Source organism: Paenibacillus sp. FSL R7-0340 (genome assembly GCF_038002205.1).
In the GTDB taxonomy this organism is placed as follows: domain Bacteria; phylum Bacillota; class Bacilli; order Paenibacillales; family Paenibacillaceae; genus Paenibacillus; species Paenibacillus polymyxa_B.
On sequence record NZ_JBBOBY010000001.1, the window covers coordinates 3,935,389 to 3,960,827 of the forward strand.

Here is a 25,439-nt window from a genome sequence, read left to right on the forward strand (position 1 = left end):
CTCGTAATTTTATTTAGCTACAGACGTGCCTGTTCCTGTGGGCGGAAGCACTGTTCCATCTACTGCTTTAAGCGTAACCTTATACTTGCTGTCTACCAATGTGCTTGTGTGGGTATCCGTAATGACCTGAATATTCATTTCCCCTGGCTTTGGACTAGTCAGCTTGTAGTAAATTACTGCATTCGTATCATCTACGTAGTCGATGTGATCCACTTCAATGCCGTAACCTGGATTAGGTGCCTGCAGACGGGTGATTGTCACTTTGTTCTGCTCGTCATTTGCCTTCTCTATACTCATACTAATGTTATTTTGTTGAACCGGATCTACAGGCTCAGCCGGATTTTCAGGAGTAGCTTCAACCGTTTTATGACTTTGTACAAATTCGGATGCGTTATAGACCATTTCTGCTGCCTCCATCCGCGTTACTTTACGATCCGGGTTAAAGTTGCTCTGTTCGTCCAATTTTGCAATTTTGGTCAATAGCAGGAATTGAACGGCTGCATTTGATTCCTGGTCTAGTTTTTTGCCATCCGCTACATTAATTAACATACGGACAGTTGGATATTCACCCGTTGCACTCACTGCTTTATACAGAATATTCGCAAATTGTTCTCTTGTCATACGGGTGCTTGGATCAATATCTGGTGACAAAGGGATTTGGTGTTGGGCTGCAATCCGATAGGACTGGGCATACCATGCAGAAGCCGGAATGTTTGCAAAGGAACCCGTTGTGAAATCAGGCATTACCTGAAGATCCATTGCACGAACAACCAAGTGTACTCCTTGTGCATACGTGAGCGTTTGATCCGGTGCAAATTTATCCTTGGTTATTCCTTGAATAATTCCTTTGTCCTGAAGTGAGTTTACGATCTTCTCCTGTTCAGTTCCCTTTATATCACGAAAAGCAGAGGCCGACGTAGCTACTGCCAATGAGCAGATGACAAGCAGGGCAGCTGTCACGCTTTTGTTCTTTTTCATGAGATACACCTCCATGTTTACTTTGCTTCTACACTTACCGACGCAATAAAAGCATCAAATGTTTCAAATATGCACAAATTGGTTGCAAAACAGTGGAATACCTGCGTTTAGTGTACCCGTCTAACTCTTTTCTGCTCACAATCTTTATACATACCCAAAAGTGCCTGTAACCGATTTATTTTTTTACAGTATTCCTTTGGAATATCCAGGTCTGGGTAGCAGTCATCCCGCCAGCAAAAACTCGCTCCCCTTTGTTCGCTTTGCTTACATCCGATTCGGTGCTTTCAGACCAAGAAGTTGCAGCGCGCATGCCAGAATATCGGCAGTTTGTTCCGCCAACTGAATACGCCACTGTCCACCATCGACAATCCTTTCCTTGGCGTAAAAACGGTTAAACGCCTGGGCCGTATCCAATGCAAATCTCGCAATTACCGAAGGCTCCAGTTGGCGAACCGCACGTATCAGTTGTCCGTGATAGCGATCCAACTGCTTAAGCAGCGCCCAACCTGTGTCACCCAACATTCCATCCGATACGTCATTCAAATCACGAGAATGGCTATCTTGGACAAGGGCGTTGTCGCTAGAATTGGTATTATCAACATCGACGCGAGCGTGAGCTTTCTCCAGAAGGCTGCGAATGCGCGCATGAGTATACTGCACATAAGGCCCGGTCTCGCCTTCAAAGGTCAGCGCCTCCTCCAACGAAAAATCCACTTCATTCAGCCGGTTGTTTTTTAAATCACCAAAAATAATCGCCCCGATACCAACGTCCTCAGCTACTGCCTGTTGTTCCTGCAAATCGGGGTTCTTCTGAGTAATGATGGCTTGAGCACGCGCTATAGCTTCATCCAGCACCTCCTCCAGTTTGACAACTTTTCCGCGTCTTGTGGACATTTTCTTACCCGCAAACCGCATTAATCCAAACGGCACATGCTCACATTGCTCCGCCCAAGCCTCCCCTGCATGCTTCAGCACCGCAAACACCTGCTGAAAATGCAACTTCTGTTCTCCACCAACGACGTACAGCAACCGATCAGCCTTCATCACTTCATGACGATAAATCGCTGTTGCCAGATCACGTGTCGGATAAATGGTGGTCCCATCCTTTTTTAGAATAAGACACGGAGGCAGTTCCTCGTCTTCCAGACGAACCACGAGCGCACCATCACTTTCCTCCAGCAATCCTTTTGCTCTTAATTGAGCAACAACTGCCTGCATCTTATCATTGTAAAAACTTTCTCCCAGCACATGGTCAAATGTAATGTTCAGACGCTGGTACATACGATCAAATTCACCCAGACTAACTTCAACAAAAAACTCCCATAGTTGTTGAGCCTCAGCATCCCCATGCTCCAAACGTCGGAACCACTCGCGGCCTTCATCCTCCAAAGTCGGATTATGCTCGGCCTCCTGATGAAAACGAACATATAGCTTCAGCGATTCACCAATCGGATCATGTTGTAGCTGCTCCTCATTTCCCCATCTTTTATAGGCCGCAATTTGCTTGCCAAACTGTGTTCCCCAATCCCCAAGATGATTCACACTAATTGGAACATATCCGGTTTCACCAAGAATACGATACAAGGCAGCACCGATAACAGTAGAGCGAAGATGACCGATACCAAACGGTTTGGCAATATTGGGCGAGGACATATCAATAACTACCCGCTGTCCGTGCCCGATATTGGGCCTGAGGAAATCGGCCTTGCTCAATTCAGCAAGCATAAGTGGAATATGAACAGATCGATCCAATGTTATATTTACATAGGCACCCGATGCTGAAGCAGTTAAACCTTCTTCATGATTCACTAGCTCCGCCAATTCCAGTGCAATGTGCTGTGGAGACTTTCGAAACTTTTTGGCCAGCACAAAACAGGGAAACGCCACATCTCCCCATTCAGGCTGCGGAGGCACCTCAAATAAAGATAAAATTTCTTTCTCCTCCAAGCCCGTATGGGCCAATATCGCTTGAGCAGCAATCCTCATCAACATGATCTCTCTCCTTCTTTTTATAGAATCTAACAAAAAAAGCCCCCGCCTCTTGAAATAATTCAAGAGACGAGAACTTCAATATCCCCGCGGTACCACTCTTCGTAAATCGGTTGTGCAGCTAAAGCTAACTTACACAAATCGCGATTTCACTCCAATGACTAATAACGGTGTCTGCCGGGCTGATCTACTAGAAATTCTGCTCGTTGGATCAACCGTCTCCCGGGTGCGCTTCACATCGGACCTCATACCGGCTTACACCTCTTCCGGCTCGCTGTAATGATACGGCTCCGCTGCTACTCTCCCGTTCCATGACGTTAATTCCAATCATTATACAAACCTATTCAGTAGAAAGCAACCTATTATTTCCTCTTCAGGCACTAGTTCCATATATGTAATTACACTGCCACCAACTGGCGGCACGCCTGAACGCAACGACGGCAGGCTTCTGCACAATGCTTGCAGTGATCATGGGAATGCTTGCTGCATTCAGCAGCACATACCTCACAGGCCTTGGCGCACAGCTCACAGATTTGCTCGGCAAAATCCGTTCCACGCTGCAGCATTTGAGCAGCAAATCCGCATATTTCTGCACATTCCCTACTCACTCGAATACATTCACGCAGCATAGCTAAATCATATTCCTTCAAACTCGCTACGTAACATACATTGCAAGCGTTCATACATTCCAGGCAAGCATCCACGCATTGTTGGTATGAATGATTCATATTACATTACCTCCCAGTTGTTGACCCTGCTGTACTATTACCCGCTGACCCTTGAGATTAATCATTTGATGTGCGCGCTTTCAATAAAATAAAAACAAAGTAATCCCGACTTATGTAAGGAAGTGTACTATATTCCAGTGTGCAAGTGCAAGGATATTAATCACATGGATTTTTAGCCCCTGTTTCTGACTTGCATACACTCAGTCATTGCTCTATTGTAAAAAGTGTATGTCTAACCACCGATCAAGGAGTGAGCATTTCAATGAATATGTCTTCTGTAGAGGAGCATCGACAGGAACCCCCGCAACAGGTTAATTGCATGGTCGTGACTGTCTCGGACACCCGCACCGTGGAAACAGATACTGGGGGACGACTGCTCATGGATCTACTAGAAACCAATGGATATAAGGTTGTTCGATATGTCATTGTCAAGGACGACTACGAAGGTATTCAGCAGTTAGTATCCGAAGCAGCGGCACAGAATGAAATCGAGGCTGTACTTTTGACAGGCGGCACTGGTATTTCTCCACGTGATACTACATATGAAGCCGTCTCCTCTCTACTGGATAAGGAACTACCTGGCTTTGGAGAAATCTTCCGTTATTTAAGCTTTGCTGAGGACATTGGTTCAGCAGCTATATTAAGCCGGGCTGTAGCTGGCACTGTGGGCCAGACAGCTGTATTTTCTATGCCTGGCTCACGCGGAGCCGTTCGTTTGGCAATGGAACGCATTATTGTCCCTGAGCTACGACATGTGATGAGAGAAATTTATAAATAAGCTCCTATTTCCTACATGCCGCGACACAAAAAGGCACCCCATACATTCATGAGGTGCCTCTTCCAACTATTCTTTTTCTTCAACTTCGGGCTGCATATAGCTATCGATCAGCTTTTGCTTCAGCTCCCATACCTTCTCGCTCAGATTTACACGATAAATTTCAGGGTTCAGCTTCCGCAAATATTCTGGCCAAAACAGTTTCAACTGTGAAGTATGGTAGGCACGAATTTCATCCAGCTCAGGAAGCTCATATACCTTCTGTCCATTTATAAAAATAGGCTCAAGCATTGGTACGGCTTCATAATTTTCTACATACTTCTTCATATACGGATGCAAAGGGTTAAACAGCTTCAGGCGCTTACCATTACGCGGACGCTCTTCATCCGGGAAAGAAATATAATCGGCCACAGCTCTCCCTTTTTTCTTATCCACAATGCGATATACATCCTTCTTGCCTGGTGTGGATACTTTTTCTGGGTTACCCGAGATCTTAATCGTCGGCAACATTTCGCCATCAACTTCACGCTCAACCAGCTTGTACACCCCGCCAAGCGAAGGTTGATCTGAAGCCGTAATAAGCTGTGTTCCTACACCCCATACATCAATACGTGCCCCTTGGGCTTTCAGGTTAAAAATCGTATTTTCGTCCAAATCATTGGAAGCTACGATTTGTACGTAATCTAAGCCTTCAGCATCGAGCATTTCCCGCGCCTGAATGGATAGATAAGCCAAGTCACCGCTATCCAGACGGATTGCATTCATACGCTTGCCCTGACTCTCCAGCATTTTTGCTGTCCGAATCGCATGAGGAACACCACTTTCCAGCGTGTCAAAGGTGTCTACCAACAGTGTAACCTGGTCTGGTAAAACCTTCGCATACACGTCAAACGCCTCCTGCTCCGTCATAAAGGTCTGCACCCATGAATGGGCATGTGTTCCCTTCGTCGGGATTCCAAAGTGCTCGCCTGCCAGCATATTAGAAGTCGCGTCAAAACCTGCCACATAAGCTGCTCGTGCTCCCCAAATCGCCGCATCTGCTTCCTGCGCACGCCGTGTTCCAAATTCGAGCAGTGTATCGTCACTTGCCACCTGCTTGATGCGCGATGCCTTTGTCGCAATGAGTGTCTGATAGTTCATAAAATTCAGTAATGCCGTCTCGACAAGCTGCGTTTCCATAATCGTTCCTTCGACACGTACCAGAGGCTCGTTTGGAAAAACAAGTGCCCCTTCTTTCATCGAATGGACTGTTCCACCAAACTTAAACTGGCGCAGCGCCTCCATGAACATGGGATCGTAATTCTCCTCCTGTTCAGACAGATAGCGAATGTCCTCTTCTGTAAACCGCAAATTTGCAATATAATTCACAATGCGTTCCAGACCAGCGAACACGGCGTATCCATTACCAAAAGGGAGTTTACGGAAATACGCCTCGAACACAGCTTTACGCTGATGACTTCCGTTCACCCAATGGGCGTACATCATATTAATCTGATATTTATCTGTATGTAATGCGAGGCTCGTTGACTGCATCGTAATCATCCTCTCTGACTGTCCCCAGGTTTGTGGCAGCGTACCGCCTCATCTGCCCAGATTCAGCAATATCCGGCTCCATTTTGTTATCGGACATTGGTGCACAATCGTTAAGTTATTTTACTTCTTCTGACGTAAAACCGTATCCTCAGCCGACCGTACCGAAGCTCCAAGACTTCCCTCAAAATGACCCAAAGCCCAATCATGTCCAGCTTGATTAAAGCTCGCCACAGCGTCCTTGTATACAGTAATAGCAAAACCTTTGTTATAAGCATCTACAGCCGTATGCAGCACACATATATCTGTACACACACCAATTAGATGAACTTCCAGAACACCACGTTCACGCAGCCTGAGCTCCAGATCTGTGCCCGCAAAAGCACTGTACCGTGTTTTATCCAACCAGTAGATAAGATCACTTTGTTGCTCATAAAGGCTACGTAGCTTGCCATACAAATGTCGTCCGTTGGTTCCACGTATATTATGTGGAGGAAACAGCTTGCTCTCCGGATGATAAAGGTCGTTCTCCTCATGCAAATCCACAGCCATGACAACAAAGTCCCCTTGATCCACATATGCCTGCGTAATTGCTGCGATCCGTTCATCCAACTCAATCGCAGGTTGTCCTACAGGCAAACTACCGTCCACAAAATCTTTCGTGTAATCAATAACAATTAGTGCCTGCATCGTACGGTCAGCTCCTTATCCTCAAAGTGATATTGTACGTTCTATGCGTAACCTATTACATTAGGCGTTACGTGTAGATAGATAAACGCGGTACTCTGTCACTAAAACGGTACAACTGTGCCGGTCTTTGTGAATACTGGTTGGAACTGAGCGGTTTGCCATTCTCATCACGCACCTCTTCCAGTATTCCCTGCCTGCTACGAGTCGATGTTATTTTGCGAATAAAGTTTGGCTCTTCGAAATCCGGTACGACACTCTGAATCACCTGATATAATTCACCCAGTGTAAAATGTAGCGGTAAAAACTGCTTGGCTATCGTCGTCTGAAGCATCTGCAACTGAATTTTGCGATAAGCATCTACAATGATATCCCGGTGATCGAATGCCAGCTCCAATTCCTCCAACGCTTCGCGGATCGTGAATAGCCCAACCTCGGAAGCATCATCGGCCGCCTGACGCTGTTCCAACATCCATTCTTCTACTAGCGCAAAAAACGCATGCGATATGATCCACCCGCGCGGATCACGTCCCGGTCCACTATATACACCCAAATACTCCAGATGCCCGCCGTCCACACCCGTTTCCTCTAACAGCTCCCGCTTGGCAGCTCCATACATGGATTCATCTTCCTGACAAAACCCTCCAGGCAACGCCCAGCGTCCTGCAAAAGGCCAACTGCGGCGCTTGATGAGCATCACTTTCAGCTCACGAATCGGCAATGTCTTTGTTACCGTCTTGCGCTCCCGCTTCGTTAAGGTAAACATAACGATATCCGCCGGAGCTCCATCCGGGGTACGGTATTTCTTAATGTTGTACGACGCCTTTTGCGCCTCTTCGTTTATACGATTGCTATCCATTGGCATCACCATATTATATCGTTTTGATAAATTCATTATGACATAATAAAAATTTTTGTCAAGTGTCAGGCCTTACCTGAATCACTTGCTTGTGTACGTAATACTCGGAAGGTTGCTGTAGATGTAGAACCGAGTGTGCCTTCACTATCTCTTACTTCCGCCTCAGTGGTTATCGTGCGACCTCCTTGATGAAGAATTCGCGCCCTAACCTCCAGTCGTCCTTGCCTCATGGGTGACAAGAAATGAACATTCAGGTTCGTCGTTACACATGGATCCATATTTCGTGAAGCCATACTGACCATCCCCATCGCCTGATCCATCAATGAAGTAAGTACACCCCCATGGACAATACCCATCACATTGGTATGCTCTTGTTTGGCCTCCAAAGCGATCTGTACCTCGTTTGCATCAGCTGCAATCAGTTCACACCCTAAATACTCCCAAAAAGTATTATTCTCTCCCTCTAGCATCTTACCCAACTTATCCATTACCTTGCTTCCATCCCTTCTATGTTGTCCCATTTCTCTTGAAGTCCTATAACCATATACGTTGGCAAAATGCTTTCGAAAAAAAGGCGTGGAAGCTACGCCTCCACACCATAGATTTCATTCTAATCACTGCAATTCGACGAGGAAGTGCTTTTTCCCTCTTCTACGTTTACCTTCTCAGCAACGGTATCACGGATCGCCATAATCACCATTTGCAGTAGCTCATTAATTTCCACCTGACTCTGCTGAAACTCCGTTACAATTGGAATACCGTCAAGCTCTTCCTGTAGCTCCTGAAGTTCGGCCTCTATTTTGGCAATCATTTTTTGATTCTTCAAGGATTCAAATGCTACAATTTCCTTTTGCTTCTTTTTCATCGTTGCAATCAGTTGCTGGATGCGCCCATGATCCTGAATCTTTTCTTCTGCTTTTCGGAATACCTGTACTTCCTCACTGCTACCCAAAATACCTGCCAATTCTTTGGCTTTTGCCAATATCATTTCGCGATTGACCAAATGATCATGCTGGCGCGCCGCCGATTGAAGTTCTGTTTGTTGCAACCGCTCCTCTGTCATTGTCCATCGCTCCTTTTCTCACTTAGACGGCCTTGCACACAGCCCTTTACTCAGACCGCATGCAACCCGCTAGAATATTCTTTTATCCGTTAACTGCTACAGCCGTTTCAACCAGATCACCTTTGATGTAAAAGGTCATAGGTTCCGTAATTTTCACTTGAACAAAGGAACCAATCAGATCCTTAGAGCCCTCAAAATGTACAAGCTTATTGGAACGGGTCCGACCGGCAAGCACTTTGCTGTCATTTTTGCTCTCGCCTTCCACCAGCACTTCAACCACTTCGCCACGCAATCGACTATTAAAGCGAAGGCTGTTTTGGTTCACAGCAATGTTCAGACGCCGGAGACGCTCTTTTTTAACCGACATAGGCACATTATCTTCCATCGAAGCAGCTGGCGTACCTTCACGTGGTGAATAAATAAATGTGTAGGCAAAGTCATAGCCGACCTCGCGCACCAAAGATAGAGTATCTTCAAACTGCTCGTCTGTTTCGCCCGGGAAACCTACGATGATATCTGTTGTCAGAGAAACATGCGGAACAGCTGTTTTAATCTTCGCAGCCAGTTCCAGAACACGCTCACGGGTATATTTTCGGTTCATTTTCTTCAATATATCCGTATTACCGGATTGAACAGGCAGATGGATATGCTCCACCAAATTGCCACCCTTACCAAGCACTTCAACCAAATGGTCATCAAAATCACGTGGATGTGATGTCGTAAAACGTACACGCGGGATATTAATTTTGCGCATATCATCCATCAGATCCCCGAATCTGTAATTCAAATCTTTCAAATCCTTGCCATAAGCGTTAACATTTTGCCCCAGTAAGGTGATTTCTTTAAAGCCTTGACGTGCCAAATCCCGTACTTCAGCGATAACATCCTCTGGACGGCGGCTTCTTTCCTTACCACGTGTAAAGGGAACAATGCAATAGGTGCAAAATTTATCACAACCGTACATAATGTTCACCCAAGCCCGCATACCCTCGCGCTTCTTCGGCAGGTTTTCGATAATGTCGCCTTCCTTAGACCACACTTCGACCACCATTTCTTTGCTAAAGAGTGCTTCCTTGACGAGCTGAGGCAGACGATGAATATTGTGGGTACCAAAAATCATATCGACAAAACCGTGTTTTTGCATAATCCGGTTAACGACATTCTCTTCTTGTGACATGCAGCCACACACGCCGAGCAGCAGTCCTGGCTTTTCTGTTTTGAGATGCTTGAGGTGACCCAGCTCGCCAAACACTTTATCCTCCGCATTTTCACGGATAGCACAAGTGTTCAGTAAAATGATGTCTGCTTCCTTCCGATCCTCGGTTGCCTGGTAGCCCATTTGCTCCAGCAAGCCTTTTATGGTTTCGGAATCATGCTCGTTCATTTGGCAACCGAATGTGTATACGATATAATGCTTTCCCTCACCGATATGCTTTAGCTCATCCGGGACTGCGTTATCATATAATACCTGTACATCCTCTTTACCGCGTTGCTTTTCTTTTCTATGGTTCGGCTCCGCCATAATGTTGATTTCACGTCCGCGAATACGGATCTTTTTGCTATGCTCATCTTCAGAAATAATCTTCGCATCCGAGAAATCAAAATATTTGGAGTAATCTTTTGTTTTCTTTTCCATTCCTTAGTCACTCCTTACACCATCTATTTCACGAGCTAATTTGTGATTTTACTGTATCTTTAGGCTTGGTAAATTTATTTTAGTTCTAAAAAACCTTTAAAAAAGGCATTACACTAAATTATAGCATGATTTATAGGCCATCGCCATAGATCAGCCGCAGATACCATTGAGTGCAATGTGAACTCATGTTCTTTTTGTACATTAGTGAAGTATTTGTGAATTATATAGTATGTAAAAAGCCCGATTCTTTTGCAAGAATCGGACTCTTTAAGCCTTCCGGCATTTAAATACGTGTATATTAGTCTACGATTTCAGCGTTGTCACCGTTTTTCACACCGGCTCCGTTCGCTTCATCTGTATCAATGTGCATATCCAAAGCAAAAGAATCGGACACACGTGCAAGAACATTTTCAAATACAAGGCCACGTTCGCCGCCGACACGTACTTTCAGCAACTGCTTGTCCTTAATGTCCCATTTAGCTGCATCAGATGTATGGAAATGAATATGGCGGGCTGCTACAATCACGCCTTCTTGCAGTTCCACTTCACCAGCGGGTCCTTTTACCGTGATTCCTGGTGTACCATCAATGCTACCAGATTCGCGTACAGGTGCTTTTACACCAATAGCAAAGGAATCAGTGCGAGAGATTTCCAATTGGGATGCGGGACGAGCAGGTCCCAAAATGCGAACCTTATCAAATTGACCCTTAGAACCAATTACAGCTACCGTTTCATTTGCGGCAAATTGTCCTGTTTGGGACAAAGGTTTAAATTCAGTTAATTGATAGCCTGCTCCGAACAAAATTTCAATATGCTCTTGAGTCAGGTGAATATGACGGGCTGAAACGCCGACAGGTACGATTTTACTCATCGTGTGGTCACTCCTTTTTCTCTATACAATACTTTACACATCCATGCTATTATACTCCTATTTTGCCAAGAAAGAAAAGGAGAGCGTATAAAGTTCCCTTTTTCGCCCTAATCAGCGTTAAATATCGTCCATAGAAATCGGATCAAACCGTCGTTTTAGCGAACAAGAGAAAGAAAAGCATGATTTCAGCTACGATGAGATGAGGGGGAACGACAACAAATATATTAAGAATAAACAGGACACAGAGTATTCCAGTTAAGAAAAAAATGACTCTGAGACGAGGTTTCAGATGACTTAATCTGTACTGATGAAATACCAGCAAAACCGACAAAAAGTAAATAAAAACAGAAGCAAAGGTAAAGCAAAGCACAAAGATATAGTCTACTTGTCCCAAAAACAAGAGCTGAATCGAAGCAGCTAGCATGCTAAGGGAAAGATAAATAAACAAATGACCATAAATAATAGTCTGTCCTGCTGATTGTTTTGATTTATCTACGCGCTTCTCCATATTCTCAAAATATTGCCACCAGATTGCGATGACTAATACAAAAGCCAAAGCAGCAAATACAATAGAAGAAACCGTAAAATGATCGGATTGTAAAACAGAAAGCATACTTATCACAGATTCGCCAAGCAAAATTAAGGTGAACTGTGCAAAGCGTTCTAAAAGATGCTCCGTATGGATAGGTGTGATCACCAACTTTTTACGGCCAATCAAAGGAACGAGGATATCAATAGCTATACCTGTATATAAAATCAAATATCGAACCCAAGAATCAAAGAAGAGGGAGAAACTAGAAATGACTATTCCAATCCAAAAATAAATTCCGAAAAAACGAGCTGTTTCCTGTTTATGAGCCGTTTCTTTGGGTGCCGAAAGTAAATATTGAACGACAGTCAAACCTCTTAACCCAATATAGCCAACAAAAAAAGATACATAATACGCATCAAAATCTATATTCAGGCTGGCGGTCATGATCAACACGAAAAACAATTGCAGGATCATAAAAATTCGATGTGTTATACTGTCTTGCCCAAAACGATTGTTGTAGACCGTTTGCCCCACCCAAGCCCACCATATTGGGATAAAAATCATAATAAACTTTTCCATATGTTCCCATGAGATACTACCATGCTCAACATGTAGCAAAACATGAGTGGCCTTGGAGACAGCAGCTACGAACAACAAGTCATAAAAGAGCTCAAGCCAGGTAACCTTTTTTATCAACATTATGTAATGGAGCCCCCTCTGATATGGCGGTGCAGCATGGTGACCCGTCAGTCTCGCTCCAACGTCTGCCGTATTTCTGCAAATGTTATTTTAGCACCATGCAATTCTAAGATGCTCCAATTATTTCGTAATCCTTCTCGCTTTGTCAAGAGTGTTCGCAGCTAAAAATTCCCTCTATAAATAGCTATTTAAGAAGAAATTTTGGAAGGCAGATTCGTTTGCAAGTATTCCAGCGCATGTCCTCCCAGCCATCCCTTGACCAGCTCCTCAGGGTAATGCTTCAGCAGCAGTTCTGCAAAAATCGGATATTTCCCCGAATGCTCCAGCCCTTGCACATGGTGCTCGATACCGTCAAAATCAGAGCCAAACATCAAATGCCTTTCGCCGCCTAATGAACAAATATGCTCAATGTGTGGTAGCAGATCCTCAGCAGTTACCATGCCCTGCTCTTTGAGAAACATTGTGACGAAGGTCAAACCAATCCGTCCGTTACGAGCGATCAGTGCACAAATCTGTTCATCCCGTAGATTTCGAGGATGAGCACACTTCGCAAAGGCATTCGAATGCGAAGCAATGGGCGGTAGAGTGGCCTCCTCTAGCACCTCCCAGAAGCCCTGTACCGACAAATGCGATACATCTAGCAGCAGTCCCAGGTCATTACAGCGATTGACCAAATCGCGCCCCTTGCTACTCAGCCCGCCACCTCTATGTTCCATAATGCCGTCAGCTGCCCAGTTCGCATAATTCCATGTCAGTCCAATCAATCGTATTCCCATGGCATAGCACAATTCTGCATAAAACGGGTTCCCTTCCAGCGCATCTACCCCCTCCAGTGAGAGCAAAGCCCAAGGTGCCCATGTATGATCCGTCCCATTACCATCCACATACGTTATCTTTTCCATGCGCTTCTCTTTTCCTGCCTGCTTTACTTGCTCCTCCTGATGCACTGCGGACGTATTTTTACACATTACCAAGTCTTCCTTCCACAGCAATGGTCTCAACCCACCTGAGATAGAGGTAACATGCTGCCTGAACAGCTCAATTTGACGAATCACATGCTCAAATCTTGGCGTGCCCAATACCTGAGAAATATATATAGCAAATGTTTGCAACCGCACGTTACCTTCTAGCAAACGTTCTTTTGTGACATCAAGCGATGGATGACTGAAATCGATCTGCGCATCGAGCTGCATTTTACATAACACATCACAATGAAAGTCAACAACTGGCCAATTCACTTTTAGCTTATCATTCATGCATCTTACCTCCATTTAGAGATTGAAGCATCACAAATTTATTTTAAAAATCATAGTAACAGACTCACAAAGCAAAAAAGCCCGTTTACAAATCGTAAACAGGCTCAGGCAACTTACATTTATTATCTTGGCTCTACAATCAATTTGATCGCAGTCCGATCTTCTCCATCAATAACAATGTCTGTAAAAGCAGGAATACAAATCAAATCCACTCCGCTTGGTGCGACAAATCCCCGGGCAATGGCTACCGCTTTAATGGCTTGGTTTAGTGCACCCGCTCCAATCGCCTGTAATTCTGCATTTCCGCGTTCACGCAGTACTCCTGCGAGTGCGCCTGCAACTGAATTGGGATTGGATTTTGCTGATACTTTTAATACATCCATAGTAAGTACCTCCCCTGGGAATGATGATGGTTTGATTCCACTATTAGATGTTATTCGAGGGTCAGCAAAAAATTCCTGCTTTTTGGTGACAGTTTTCCTTATTCTTTCCTTAAGTAGCTCACAAAAAGGTTAATCCATCCGCCATTCATCTTCTTTGAGTCTGATTTTCTGAATTTTGCGGGCTTTTCCATCGTTATCATTCAGCTCTACGCTGATGGCATGAAAATGCCATTTGCCCATGTCCACTTGAAAACGTACTGGAAGCTGGGTCTGGAATTTCTGTAACACAGCCTCTTTCTGCATCCCAAGCACTCCCTCATAAGGACCTACCATTCCCGCATCTGTCTGATACGCAGTTCCTTGTGGCAAAATCGTATCGTCATTGCTCTGTACATGTGTGTGCGTACCTACCACGATTGAAGCACGTCCATCCAAATGCCAACCCATAGCGATTTTTTCCGAGGTTGCTTCGGCGTGGAAATCAACTAGGATATGTTTATGTTTTTTGCGCAGCTCATCGACAATTTCATCTGCTGCACGGAATGGATCGTCAATAGCTGGCAAAAAAGTTCTACCTTGCAGATTAACAATAGCCAGCTCCTTACCTCCACCTTTTACAACGGTATAACCCCGTCCTGGTGTTCCTGGTGGAAAGTTAGCCGGGCGGATGATCCGCGGCTCATCATCTATAAAATCAAATATTTCCTTATTGTCCCAAGTATGATTTCCCATCGTAATCCCATGAACGCCCCAATCAAAAAACTCTCTGGCGATGGCTGGGGTAATTCCTCTTCCCGAAGCCGCATTTTCTCCGTTCACAATAATAACATGCGGGTTGTATTTTGATTTTAGCGAAGGGAGATTCTCCCTCAGTGCCTTTCTGCCTACACTGCCGACGATGTCTCCAATAAATAATACGTTGATAGAAAGCCCTCCCTAGTCTGCCTTACATAATGAAAAGTGGCCCTACAAGCAGCGGCCACTTTTCATTGAAATGCTTTTATTTTGCGTATTCTACCGCACGGGTCTCGCGTATGACGGTAACCTTGATATGTCCCGGATAGTCCAGTTCATTCTCAATCGTTTTCGTAATATCGCGGGCCAGTCGGAATGCTTCCGCATCATCAATTTTCTCTGGCTGTACCATGACACGAACTTCGCGTCCGGCTTGAATCGCGTATGATTTTTCAACGCCTTCAAAAGATTCGGAGATGCGTTCCAGCTTCTCAAGACGACGGATGTACGTCTCTAGCGTTTCACGCCGCGCTCCCGGTCTTGCTGCTGACAGGGCATCTGCCGCCCCAACCAGCATGGCGATCACTGAAGTCGCTTCGCAGTCGCCGTGATGTGAGGCAATGCTGTTGATGACGACCGGGTGTTCCTTGTACTTCTTCGCCAGCTCCACGCCAATTTCAACGTGCGATCCTTCCACTTCATGATCCAGCGCCTTCCCGATGTCATGCAGCAATCCTGCCCGTCTTGCCAGTACAACGTCTTCGCCCAGTTCCCCGGCCATCAGACCTGTCAAGTATGCAACTTCCATCGAGTGCTTCAATACGTTCTGTCCGTAACTTGTACGGAACTTGAGACGTCCCAAGATCTTGATCAAATCTGGATGCAAGCTATGCACGCCCACCTCAAAGGTGGCCTGTTCACCATACTCACGGATTCGTTCGTCCACCTCTTTACGGGATTTTTCCACCATCTCTTCAATACGAGCCGGATGTATCCGTCCGTCCGCTACGAGCTTTTCAAGCGCAGTACGCGCAATCTCTCTACGAATCGGATCAAATCCAGACAAAATAACAGCTTCCGGCGTATCATCAATAATGAGGTCAATTCCTGTAAGGGTTTCAAGTGCACGGATATTACGGCCTTCGCGCCCGATGATCCGGCCTTTCATTTCTTCGTTCGGCAATGTGACAACAGAAACCGTCGTTTCTGCTACATGATCTGCCGCACAGCGTTGGATGGCCAGTGTGATGATTTCACGAGACTTTTTGTCCGCTTCTTCTTTGGCCTGCTGTTCAATTTCTTTAATCATCTGAGCTGTTTCATGACGAACTTCCTGCTCTACGTTGGTCAGAATAATACTTCTTGCATCCTCCATCGTCAGATTGGAAATACGTTCCAACTCAGTTACCTGACTCTTGTAAATCAAATCAATTTGCTGCTGGGTTTCATCGATTCGTTTCTCTTTGTTGGCCACTTGTTCTTCTTTGCGTTCCAGCGATTCCAATTTTTTATCCAGCGATTCTTCTTTTTGCAGCAATCTTCGTTCCTGTCGTTGAATTTCATTGCGACGTTCACGAGTTTCTTTTTCAGCTTCGGCACGGATGCGGTGGATTTCATCTTTCGCTTCCAATACCGTTTCCTTCTTCAGCGCTTCTGCCTCTTTTTTCGCGTTCTCCACGATTTGCGCGGCAGCTTCTTCCGCACTGGAGATCTTAGCTTCTGCAATAGATTTGCGAATAAAATAACCAATCCCGAACCCAAAGAATAACGCGGCTACAGCAACGAGAACGAACCAGATCGCAGTCATCATACTGTTCACCTCCCCGTTGGTTCCTCCAAGGCATTCCTTGGGACTTTTTGCAATTGTCACATTTACTTTGATCGTCAAACTAAGACAACGACACAAGGTCGTTTCATTTCATATGCACATGCTTTCACATGTACAATTCCGCCTGGCATAGCGGCATCACTTGTTATTTGGCGATGAGAACTCACCGTGGATTCCGCTTTTTTGGAAGGAAAAAGGGCGTTCCACAAGTATCGTTTCATATATATTTTATTATTTGACAAATGGCATTGTCAAGGGAATGCAAACATTAGTAGACTACCATGCAGCTTTCCATGTAATAACTAGCTCATCCTATCCGTTCATACTAGCCAAAGGTTCAGCAGCCGTTTGGCAACTATTCCTCCCACTGCAACAATTCCTCGTCATCTGAAGCAGCGTCATGCTCGGTCGCAGTGAGATGATTGACTACACGGCGTGTCATATCCCCCGAATATCCGCGTCTCATGAGAAAAGGGTATGTTTTCCTTTTTTTCTCCATTATATCACCACGTACCTGATTCCATTTCTTACGTCCGACCGTCAAAGCGCTCTCCCACTCCTCATTATCGGTGATCTCACCTAACGCTTCGCCAATAGAGGCTTTAGAGATGCCCTTCTGACGAAGTTCTTGCCTAACCCACATCTTCCCCTTACGTTGGCTTGTTATGCGCTGCCTTGCCCATTGACGGGCGTATAAATCATCATCTACGAGTTGTTCCCTATGGAGTCGGACCATTACTTCGTCAATAACAGACTGATCCAGTTCTTTTTGCGCTAAACGCTGGGCAATTTCCTGACGTGTGCGAGGCTTTCGCCCCAAATAGCGAAGCGCAAGTACATAAGCCTGTTGCTTTTCATCTGCCAGAACGATATCTTCCAGTTCTTTTTTATCAAATGACGTTCCTTTGAACATATTGTACTTGATCATTACATCTTCTAATACAGACAGTGAATAAGGACCAAAATGTATGATATACCTTCCATGTTTGCGTCCCTGTCCCTGCTCTACCCTAGTAATCATCAATTCCTCATGATCCGGAAAAAGAGAAATCCCTTGTTGCTTATTTGCTTCCGAAGTGTATTCATCTTCATCGTCCAACTGCAATATATTTCCCTCACTTTGAAATTCACGAAAGCAGCCTTTGAACACCTGCTACGCAAAAGTTAGATTCCACTGACAAAGCAGACTCTAGTTGATGCAAAAATGCCCTGCACAACTGTGCAGGGCATCAGAATCATGCTATTCAAACGGACGGTGCCATAACCCTGGCCCCAGTTCACAAACCAGGATTCACCGAGCTTTATTCAAGCTCCAACAATTCCTGTTCTTCCTTCGCTTGCTGTGCCAACTCTTCTTCTGTAGGCGGAGCAACCGTCGTAATCAGATTGCTGGCCACCCGAATTTTTTGTTCGATCGTACTAGCAATATTCGGATTTTCCTTCAAAAATTGCTTAGCATTCTCACGTCCCTGACCAAGGCGCTCACCTTCGTAGGAATACCAGGCTCCGCTCTTGTCGACAATGTCATGCTCCGTACCGATATCGATCAGGCTACCTTCTTTGGAAATGCCCTCACCGTACATAATATCTACCTCAGCCTGACGGAAAGGAGGGGCAACTTTGTTCTTCACGACTTTAATACGTGTGCGGTTACCCACAATGTCGTTACCCATTTTCAAACTTTCAATACGACGAACATCCAAACGTACCGTAGAGTAAAACTTCAAGGCACGTCCACCTGGTGTTGTTTCAGGGTTACCGAACATAACACCTACTTTTTCACGTAGCTGGTTAATAAAAATAGCAATGGTTTTCGACTTATTAATGGCTCCAGAAAGCTTACGCAATGCCTGAGACATCAAACGTGCTTGAAGACCAACGTGGGAATCTCCCATTTCGCCTTCAATCTCTGCCTTGGGCACAAGTGCCGCTACGGAGTCAACAACTACAATGTCTACTGCTCCACTACGTACAAGAGCTTCGGCAATCTCAAGCGCCTGCTCTCCTGTATCTGGTTGCGATAGTAACAACTCATCAATATTGACACCCAGCTTGCTTGCATACGACGGATCAAGCGCATGCTCGGCGTCGATAAAGGCGGCTTGTCCGCCTGTTTTTTGCACCTCTGCGATAGCGTGAAGAGCTACTGTCGTTTTACCGGATGATTCCGGTCCGTATATTTCAATAACCCGGCCTCTTGGAAAGCCGCCCGTTCCTAACGCAATATCCAAAGCAATCGAACCACTGGGGATCGTTTCCACTTGCATGTGGGTAGACTCACCCAACTTCATAATGGAACCTTTACCAAATTGCTTTTCTATTTGACGGAGCGCCATATCCAGCGCAGCACGACGATCTGACAATAAACTCACATCCTTCATTGTTTGTACTTTAATAATACCTTGTTTTGACACGCTTGCCAAGCATTTTTTCGAACATACATTCGTTTTTTTGTTCACACAGCTCTCTTCTACAATTACACCTGTCTCTTAAAACAAAAAAAGAACCGCTGGCAAAAGGCTTTGCAACGGTTCTTCCGATAAGATGATTATATCATGAATATCTATCTAAAACAACTCTACGACCCACACTGTACATAGATGTTTAAGAGAGTTTCTCGTTCTCTACCAGCCTGCGCCACAATCTGTACAGGATTGCTTTGACTGATCGCAGTCGGATTGTTTCACGGTTACCACTCAGTCTCAGTTCATGTACTTCCGTTTCCTTGTCGCGTTCAGCAATGCCAATATACACCAAACCGACTGGCTTCCGTTCGGAATACCCAGGCCCGGCAACACCAGTAACTGAAAGTCCAAAATCGCTGTCCATGATCATTCTCGCCTGCTCTGCAAGCACAAGGGCTACTTCCTTACTCACTGCACCTGGCGCTTGATCCCCTTCCAAATAATCATAAGGCACGTTGAGTAATTTCATCTTCATTTCATTGGAATAGCACACGATGCCACCTTGAAACATAACAGCACTGCCAGGTATAGAAGTGATGTGTTCCATCAGCATTCCACCTGTACAGCTTTCTGCCGCACTCACAGTGAGCCCGCGTTTGGCCATTAGATCTACGATAACCTTCTCCAGCGTAACATCTTCACTTGCATACATATATTCCGAAAGACGCTGCTGAATTTCTACTTCCGTAGCCGTCAGCTTAATTAGTGCTTCACTTTCGCTGGCCGCCTTGGTGGATATACGGATCGTGACTTCCCCTTCCTTGGCATAAGGAGCAATCGTGGGGTCTGTCTGGGATTGGATCAGATCTAACAAATGGGTTTCAAGAGCTGACTCACCGATCCCTGCAAATTTTAGCATTTTTGAATAAATTGGCATTTCCTCACCGCTCAATGCCTGCTGAAGCAACCAAGGTTTCGCTTGGTTTGCAAACATGGGTTTGAGTTCCTTAGGCGGTCCAGGCAAAACTACATAAAATTTACCGTCCTGTGCAATTGCGTCGCCCACAGCTAGCCCTGTCTCATTTTCAAGCGGAGTAGCGCCTTCAATAGAAAGCGCCTGCCGGCGGTTATTCTCGGTCATTTCTACCCCACGGTTACGGAAAAACTGATCTAGCTTGTCCATTGCAAGACGATCTATGTGCAATTTTCGCCCCAATACAGACGCTATCGCATCTTTCGTCAAATCATCCTGAGTCGGTCCCAGACCACCGGAAAACAAAATAATATCCGCACGCTTCTGAGCAATTCTTATCGCTTCCTGAAGCCGATCTATGTTATCGCCAACTACAGTCTGAAAATATACATCGATTCCGATTGTAGCCAACTCTTGTGACAAATATTGAGCATTTGTATTCACTATTTGTCCGAGCAATAACTCTGTACCTACTGCAATTATTTCAGCTTTCATCAATTCTTCCTCCTGTACTGCGAATATTATGGGAATTATGTAAAGAAACAGCAATAAGTTTAGTCCCTATTGCTGTTTCCATAAAATTTATCCTGTTAAACTTTGGAGGAGCTCAGCAAGTGGATATTTTTCACAAAATAATCAATACCCGAATAAATGGTGATCAACACCGCTGCCCATATCGCTATTAAATCAAACGGGATACCAAGAAAAACAAACGGGAAATTATTAATGAGCAACGCTACAATAGCAACGATCTGGATGATCGTCTTCAATTTGCCCCAATTACTTGCAGCAACCACAGAACCATCCAGTAAGGCAATCTGACGCAGACCCGTAACCGCAAACTCACGGCTAACAATCACAACGACAATCCACGAATCGATTTTTCCCATTTCTACCAAGGAAACCAAAATGGCGGTTACCAAAAGCTTATCAGCAAGGGGGTCCAACAGCTTGCCCAAATTGGTGACCATATTATTTTTACGTGCCAAATATCCGTCAAGACCATCCGTGCTGGCTGCTACAAGGAAAATGATAGCCGCAATCAGCTGATTATACGGCAGCTTGAAAGCTCCGATCTCAATCGGCGGCGGATAAAAATCAAAGTCCACCAGCAAAGCCAGCATCATCACCGGAATAAGGCAAATCCGCGTTATTGTAATTCTGTTGGGTAAATTCACAACACACTCTCCCCTGATTATCGTACTTGATTACAAATGGCAGTTTTCGGATTAAATTCAATCCTATGTAAATCGCTATCGACGAGCGCTATACACCTGAATTGTCTGCATTTTCGTTACAAGTATAATATGGCACAAAACGCATGTCAAAATAACCTGCCGCACATCAAGCAACGTTTTTTCCTACAAAATGTATGAGGGAAAACGGCTTTATTTCATGTTTGTAAATTGAAGCTCCAATGGCAAATCAGCTTTACGCAGCAATTGAATGATCGCCTGTAAATCATCCCTGTTTTTTCCGGTCACTCGGATTTGATCACCTTGAATCTGACTTTTAACTTTTAGCTTGGAGTCCCGAATAAGAATGTTAATTTTCTTGGCATTATCCTGATCAATTCCCTGCTTAAGCGAAAGACGCTGACGCACTGAACCTAAAGAGGCGGGTTCCAATTTGCCATACTCCACATTTTTAAGGGACAGACCTCGTTTGGCCATTTTAGATTGCAAAATATCAATCACCGCATTCAGCTTGTATTCGTCTTCCGATGCAATCGTAAGAGCTTCTTTCTCAAGCTTAAGGCTACTTTTGCTATCCTTGAAATCAAATCGAGTTTCAATTTCACGCTCCGTCTGATGAACCGCATTTGTTAACTCCTGCATATCCATTTTGGAGACGATATCAAATGAATTTTCTGAAGCCATCGTTTCACTTTCCTTTCCACAACAAAGTTCAATATCTAATTATAGGCTAGTCATTTACAAAAATCCAATAATCCGTTGACTAAAAAGGCGTTCTTGCCAGTTTTCCTGACAAAAACGCCTTTATTTCATTTACGGTCAAAATATCTAATTATGGCTTCGTGTTGGAGTTCGGAACATATCCAAAAGTCCAAGCACAATGTGAGCAAGACCAAAGCCCAGTATGCCATAGCCCCATGCATTCGGTGTCAGATAATAGCCCAGTAAACTGACAATTATACCGAGCCCAGTCACAATCCAGCTGACGGTCATAACGTATACACCTCACTTTGCGGAAAATGAAATGACTGCCTTTCCAGGAATTACAGTCATTAGTATTTCCTCGCACCAAGGCGTTTATTCACCATCAGTAGTTGTAGAATCTGTACTACTTTGTGCTGAATCCGTACTGCTACCTGTCGTAGAATCTGCAGGTGAACCCGTCACCCCTGCACTCGTTCCGGTCGAAGAAGCTTCTCCTTGCTGGATCAGTACACGAGTAGTCGATTTATTATCTGTTATCGGTTGACCTGCTACGGAAATATCTGTGGCAGAAGACCGTCCTGATTTGATATATAAACCTTCTGGACCAATATCGAATGACATGGCATCTCCACTTTTAGTCATACCATAACTCAGCTTTTCTCCACGGGAATTTTCTCCCTTGTACACTTCAAGCCAGCTTTCGCCCGTCGCTTTAATATCAACCTTGACCGCAGCTCCCGTTGAACTGGAAACTTTAAAAATCGTCGTCTTGCCTTGCTTGCCGTCCTGTGCCACAGTTACACCTTGTTGTGGCGTAGTCGTATCCGGCTGCTGTCCAGTATCTGGAGTAGTAGCACCCGTACTCCCCGTACCACCTGGCTGAGTTTGGCCGGTTTGCCCCGCATCAGGAGTCTGCCCACCAGCACCATTTGGAGCCGTCGTTTGACCATTGTTCGGCTGTGTCGTAGTGGTATCAGGAGTAGACGTGCTTGGTGTGGTGCTTGGTGTTGTACTTGGTGTTGTAATCGGCGTTGTGTTTTCTGCTGTTTTTGGAGTTGAATGGTTGTTGCTCACCCAATAAGCATAAATAACCCCAACAATGAGAACTAGAAAAAGCCACATTAACGCTGTAGGCAACCATTTAAGATTACCAATCGTGGCGGGACGGCTGGAGCGTTTCTGTGTAACAGGCTCCATGACTGCTTCCGGCTCAGGTTCAGGCACATTGCTTTGATGCCCTTCCAGAATCTCATCGGGGTTCAACCCGACCGTTTCAGCGTATGTTTTAATAAAAGCTCTGACATAAAAGCTTCCCGGCAGCACTTTGTAATCGCCCGTCTCAATGGCTTCCAGATAACGTTTGCGTATCTTCGTCATTTCCTGAACATCGTCAAGGCTCAATCCTTTTTGCAGCCGGGCCTCCTTTAATTGCTGACCCAGTTCTGACATGTCATCATCTCCTTGTGTAATTACGCTTATTTAAAGATCTTCTGTATAACTGGCTGTAAAGGTATCATAAATAATTTCCTCAGCCGGATTATTGCGAAGCTCAATAATGATATTGAAATCGTCAAAGCTGTATCCTGATTCACGTACAAATACATCAGGATGCTCAATCACTTTAGTACTTGGCATACTCATGATTTCCTGAAGCAGATGATAATGTCTTTCATTTGACCGAATTGTACTCACAATACCATCAATAATAAACACATTGTTCGGGTTCATTTCTTCTTCAGAGAGCTGACTGCGCACCGTCTGTCGTAGTAACGTTGAAGACACAAAAGTCCAACGCTTCATTGCGCATACACTACTGGCAATAATGGATTCCGTTTTGCCCACACGCGGCATCCCGCGAAGACCGATCACCTGATTGCCGTCCCTCTTTAATACTTCACCCAAAAAATCGACCAGCAACCCAAGCTCATCGCGTGTAAAGCGAAATGTTTTACGATCATCCGAATCCCGATCGATGTAACGGCCGTGTCTTACTGCCAATATATCAACCAGTCTCGGAGCACGTAAGGCCGTGACTGTAATGTTGCTCGCTTTTTTTAACGTGTCTCCGAGAATGCGTATCTTCTCGTCATCGTCCGTTTCAAGCAACATCCCCCGTCTTTCGCCTTCAACACCGTTGATCGTCAGTATATTAACCCCCAGAATACCAAGCATGGAAGCAATGTCTCCCAGCAGTCCGGGTCGATTTTTATGTATCTTGTACTCCATGTACCACTGTTTCGTTTCTTCCGTCACGTTAGCACCTCATTCACATTCAAACCGTCAACAACTCCAAATCAAAGCATTATTGTATCATAAAATAACATCTTTCGACAAAACCAATTATTGAAATTTGATAGGCTGCATTGTGTTGTAAGCCTCAATCACGTTTATGATATATAAATTACAATGGAATTACAAGAACAGCTCTGTAACCATTACAGAAAAGCCCCCAAAAGGGAGCTTTTCATGTTGGTTCCTACTTATGCGTTGCTCTTGGCCAATTTAACCATTAGCCGGGCGATGGTGTGACGCTCGTCCTCATCGGCAACTCCCCACAGTTCTTTCAGTGCGCGGTTGGAATGGTTGGCTGGATCGACCTTCTCATCCAGAAAATCACCAATTTCATAAGCAAGCTCAGAAATGGTATCTTGGCTGATTCCAAGCTTCTCCGCTTGCTCTACACGCTGACCGAGGAACTTTTTCCAAACATCAAAATTCTGAACAACTGTTGACATACTTAAATCCTCCTTAGATGATTCAGATTTAAAATCAACAGTTGTAATATGCTCTTCTCAGACGCTTACTATACTGGTGGATTCCTCCAAGCGCTATTTCCCTTAAGTCACCCATCCTCCGTTAGGACTTATGACCTGGCCATTAATATAACCTGACTCAGGAAGCGCAAGAAAATAAACTAGGGACGATATTTCATCAGGTCGAGCCAATCGTCCAGCAGGAATTTCTTCTTCCAAACTGGTAATTTCGCCTTCATCCAAATGATCCAGCATCGACGTATCCACTGCACCTGGAGCTACAGCATTCACTGTCACCCCGGAAGGTGCTACCTCTTGAGCCAGCGCTTTAGTGAAAGCGTTAATGCCTCCCTTGGTGGTGGAATACAACACCTCGCACGAAGCACCACATATCCCCCACACGGATGAAACATTCACAATGCGGCCATAGCGTTGGGAAATCATATGTGGCATAAAAACCTGCGTGCACAAAAAGGTTCCCTTAACATTGACAGCCATCACTTCGTCCCATTCCTCTTCCGAAACATCTGTTAACAGCCCATAATGAGATAGTCCGGCATTGTTCACAAGAATATCCGGCTTCATCCCGTGATTATCCAGCTTTTCACGCATGCGTTCGATCTGCTCCTTGCTCCGCAGATCCGCTGACACGGTCATTACCTTGCCTGAATAAGCCATGCAACGACGGGCAACTTCATTTGCTTTTTCATGGGACTTCATGTAGTGAATGACCACATTCATCCCTACAGCTGCAAAACGCTCAGCAATAGCCGCACCAATTCCGCCACTTGCTCCTGTAATCAGCACGGTTGTATCGCCAATCGCTTTTAGTTCTCCGCCCTCGGTGGTCATCGTTTC

Annotated in this window: 26 protein-coding genes and 1 other annotated feature; of the genes, 1 reads left to right on the forward strand and 25 read right to left on the reverse strand. The window is 45.0% G+C overall.

Annotated features, from left to right (window positions below):
• Nucleotides 1–9: 9 nt before the first annotated feature.
• The 3 genes from MKX59_RS17150 to MKX59_RS17160 form a co-directional block, all read right to left on the reverse strand.
• Complete coding sequence (locus tag MKX59_RS17150; protein ID WP_068940669.1) at nucleotides 10–978, reverse strand: S-layer homology domain-containing protein; 969 nt, start codon at nucleotides 976–978, stop codon at nucleotides 10–12.
• A gap of 264 nt (nucleotides 979–1,242) precedes the next feature.
• A complete protein-coding gene (gene argS, locus MKX59_RS17155) occupies nucleotides 1,243–2,970 on the reverse strand; it encodes an arginine--tRNA ligase (RefSeq protein WP_053325274.1) in 1,728 nt (575 codons plus the stop codon).
• A 59-nt stretch (nucleotides 2,971–3,029) separates the two neighbouring features.
• Nucleotides 3,030–3,288, reverse strand: a binding site (T-box leader).
• Nucleotides 3,289–3,365: 77 nt separating this feature from the next.
• A complete protein-coding gene (locus MKX59_RS17160; protein WP_023988251.1) occupies nucleotides 3,366–3,695 on the reverse strand; it encodes a four-helix bundle copper-binding protein in 330 nt (109 codons plus the stop codon).
• A gap of 262 nt (nucleotides 3,696–3,957) precedes the next feature.
• Between MKX59_RS17160 and MKX59_RS17165 the strand changes: the two genes are divergently transcribed.
• A complete protein-coding gene (locus MKX59_RS17165; protein ID WP_340858659.1) occupies nucleotides 3,958–4,473 on the forward strand; it encodes a MogA/MoaB family molybdenum cofactor biosynthesis protein in 516 nt (171 codons plus the stop codon).
• 66 nt (nucleotides 4,474–4,539) lie between these two features.
• On the opposite strand, the gene MKX59_RS17170 is transcribed toward MKX59_RS17165, so the two are convergent.
• From MKX59_RS17170 to ymfI, 22 genes are all read right to left on the reverse strand, one after another.
• Nucleotides 4,540–6,003 carry a nicotinate phosphoribosyltransferase gene (locus MKX59_RS17170; RefSeq protein WP_028542698.1) on the reverse strand — a complete coding sequence of 488 codons (1,464 nt, stop codon included), beginning with the start codon at nucleotides 6,001–6,003 and terminating at the stop codon, nucleotides 4,540–4,542.
• Nucleotides 6,004–6,123: 120 nt separating this feature from the next.
• Complete coding sequence (locus MKX59_RS17175) at nucleotides 6,124–6,690, reverse strand: cysteine hydrolase family protein (RefSeq protein ID WP_028542699.1); 567 nt, start codon at nucleotides 6,688–6,690, stop codon at nucleotides 6,124–6,126.
• A gap of 67 nt (nucleotides 6,691–6,757) precedes the next feature.
• On the reverse strand, nucleotides 6,758–7,546 hold the full coding sequence (locus MKX59_RS17180) for an NUDIX domain-containing protein (RefSeq protein ID WP_023988247.1): 789 nt from the start codon (nucleotides 7,544–7,546) through the stop codon (nucleotides 6,758–6,760).
• A 65-nt stretch (nucleotides 7,547–7,611) separates the two neighbouring features.
• Nucleotides 7,612–8,034: a PaaI family thioesterase gene (locus MKX59_RS17185; protein WP_023988246.1), complete on the reverse strand. Its 423-nt coding sequence runs from the start codon at nucleotides 8,032–8,034 to the stop codon at nucleotides 7,612–7,614.
• Nucleotides 8,035–8,156: 122 nt separating this feature from the next.
• Nucleotides 8,157–8,609, reverse strand: coding sequence for a RicAFT regulatory complex protein RicA family protein (locus MKX59_RS17190; protein ID WP_023988245.1), 453 nt, complete (start codon nucleotides 8,607–8,609; stop codon nucleotides 8,157–8,159).
• Between the two features lie 82 nt (nucleotides 8,610–8,691).
• Nucleotides 8,692–10,245, reverse strand: coding sequence for a tRNA (N6-isopentenyl adenosine(37)-C2)-methylthiotransferase MiaB (miaB, locus tag MKX59_RS17195; protein WP_023988244.1), 1,554 nt, complete (start codon nucleotides 10,243–10,245; stop codon nucleotides 8,692–8,694).
• 298 nt (nucleotides 10,246–10,543) lie between these two features.
• Nucleotides 10,544–11,116, reverse strand: coding sequence for a phosphate propanoyltransferase (gene pduL / locus MKX59_RS17200; RefSeq protein ID WP_023988243.1), 573 nt, complete (start codon nucleotides 11,114–11,116; stop codon nucleotides 10,544–10,546).
• Nucleotides 11,117–11,258: 142 nt separating this feature from the next.
• Nucleotides 11,259–12,347 carry a low temperature requirement protein A gene (locus tag MKX59_RS17205; RefSeq protein WP_028542700.1) on the reverse strand — a complete coding sequence of 363 codons (1,089 nt, stop codon included), beginning with the start codon at nucleotides 12,345–12,347 and terminating at the stop codon, nucleotides 11,259–11,261.
• Nucleotides 12,348–12,535: 188 nt separating this feature from the next.
• Nucleotides 12,536–13,603, reverse strand: a complete 1,068-nt coding sequence (locus MKX59_RS17210; protein ID WP_028542701.1) for a dipeptidase — start codon at nucleotides 13,601–13,603, stop codon at nucleotides 12,536–12,538.
• Between the two features lie 122 nt (nucleotides 13,604–13,725).
• A complete protein-coding gene (locus MKX59_RS17215) occupies nucleotides 13,726–13,986 on the reverse strand; it encodes a stage V sporulation protein S (protein WP_007430104.1) in 261 nt (86 codons plus the stop codon).
• A gap of 129 nt (nucleotides 13,987–14,115) precedes the next feature.
• Nucleotides 14,116–14,910: a TIGR00282 family metallophosphoesterase gene (locus tag MKX59_RS17220; protein ID WP_013309959.1), complete on the reverse strand. Its 795-nt coding sequence runs from the start codon at nucleotides 14,908–14,910 to the stop codon at nucleotides 14,116–14,118.
• A 76-nt stretch (nucleotides 14,911–14,986) separates the two neighbouring features.
• A complete protein-coding gene (gene rny, locus MKX59_RS17225; RefSeq protein WP_013309958.1) occupies nucleotides 14,987–16,531 on the reverse strand; it encodes a ribonuclease Y in 1,545 nt (514 codons plus the stop codon).
• A gap of 373 nt (nucleotides 16,532–16,904) precedes the next feature.
• Nucleotides 16,905–17,654 carry a regulatory protein RecX gene (locus MKX59_RS17230; RefSeq protein WP_028542702.1) on the reverse strand — a complete coding sequence of 250 codons (750 nt, stop codon included), beginning with the start codon at nucleotides 17,652–17,654 and terminating at the stop codon, nucleotides 16,905–16,907.
• A gap of 196 nt (nucleotides 17,655–17,850) precedes the next feature.
• Entirely contained in the window at nucleotides 17,851–18,912 is a 1,062-nt protein-coding gene (gene recA, locus MKX59_RS17235; protein WP_023988239.1) for a recombinase RecA, read from the reverse strand.
• 241 nt (nucleotides 18,913–19,153) lie between these two features.
• On the reverse strand, nucleotides 19,154–20,422 hold the full coding sequence (locus MKX59_RS17240; protein ID WP_028542703.1) for a competence/damage-inducible protein A: 1,269 nt from the start codon (nucleotides 20,420–20,422) through the stop codon (nucleotides 19,154–19,156).
• A 95-nt stretch (nucleotides 20,423–20,517) separates the two neighbouring features.
• A complete protein-coding gene (gene pgsA / locus MKX59_RS17245) occupies nucleotides 20,518–21,105 on the reverse strand; it encodes a CDP-diacylglycerol--glycerol-3-phosphate 3-phosphatidyltransferase (protein ID WP_013309954.1) in 588 nt (195 codons plus the stop codon).
• Between the two features lie 210 nt (nucleotides 21,106–21,315).
• A complete protein-coding gene (locus tag MKX59_RS17250) occupies nucleotides 21,316–21,807 on the reverse strand; it encodes a YajQ family cyclic di-GMP-binding protein (protein ID WP_013309953.1) in 492 nt (163 codons plus the stop codon).
• Nucleotides 21,808–21,951: 144 nt separating this feature from the next.
• Entirely contained in the window at nucleotides 21,952–22,116 is a 165-nt protein-coding gene (locus tag MKX59_RS17255) for a hypothetical protein (RefSeq protein ID WP_023988236.1), read from the reverse strand.
• 84 nt (nucleotides 22,117–22,200) lie between these two features.
• Complete coding sequence (locus MKX59_RS17260; RefSeq protein WP_028542704.1) at nucleotides 22,201–23,277, reverse strand: helix-turn-helix domain-containing protein; 1,077 nt, start codon at nucleotides 23,275–23,277, stop codon at nucleotides 22,201–22,203.
• Between the two features lie 30 nt (nucleotides 23,278–23,307).
• A complete protein-coding gene (locus MKX59_RS17265) occupies nucleotides 23,308–24,081 on the reverse strand; it encodes a DUF3388 domain-containing protein (RefSeq protein WP_013370747.1) in 774 nt (257 codons plus the stop codon).
• Nucleotides 24,082–24,308: 227 nt separating this feature from the next.
• Nucleotides 24,309–24,563, reverse strand: a complete 255-nt coding sequence (locus MKX59_RS17270) for a DUF3243 domain-containing protein (RefSeq protein ID WP_013309950.1) — start codon at nucleotides 24,561–24,563, stop codon at nucleotides 24,309–24,311.
• A 102-nt stretch (nucleotides 24,564–24,665) separates the two neighbouring features.
• Nucleotides 24,666–25,433 carry an elongation factor P 5-aminopentanone reductase gene (ymfI, locus tag MKX59_RS17275; protein ID WP_023988234.1) on the reverse strand — a complete coding sequence of 256 codons (768 nt, stop codon included), beginning with the start codon at nucleotides 25,431–25,433 and terminating at the stop codon, nucleotides 24,666–24,668.
• Nucleotides 25,434–25,439: the final 6 nt, after the last annotated feature.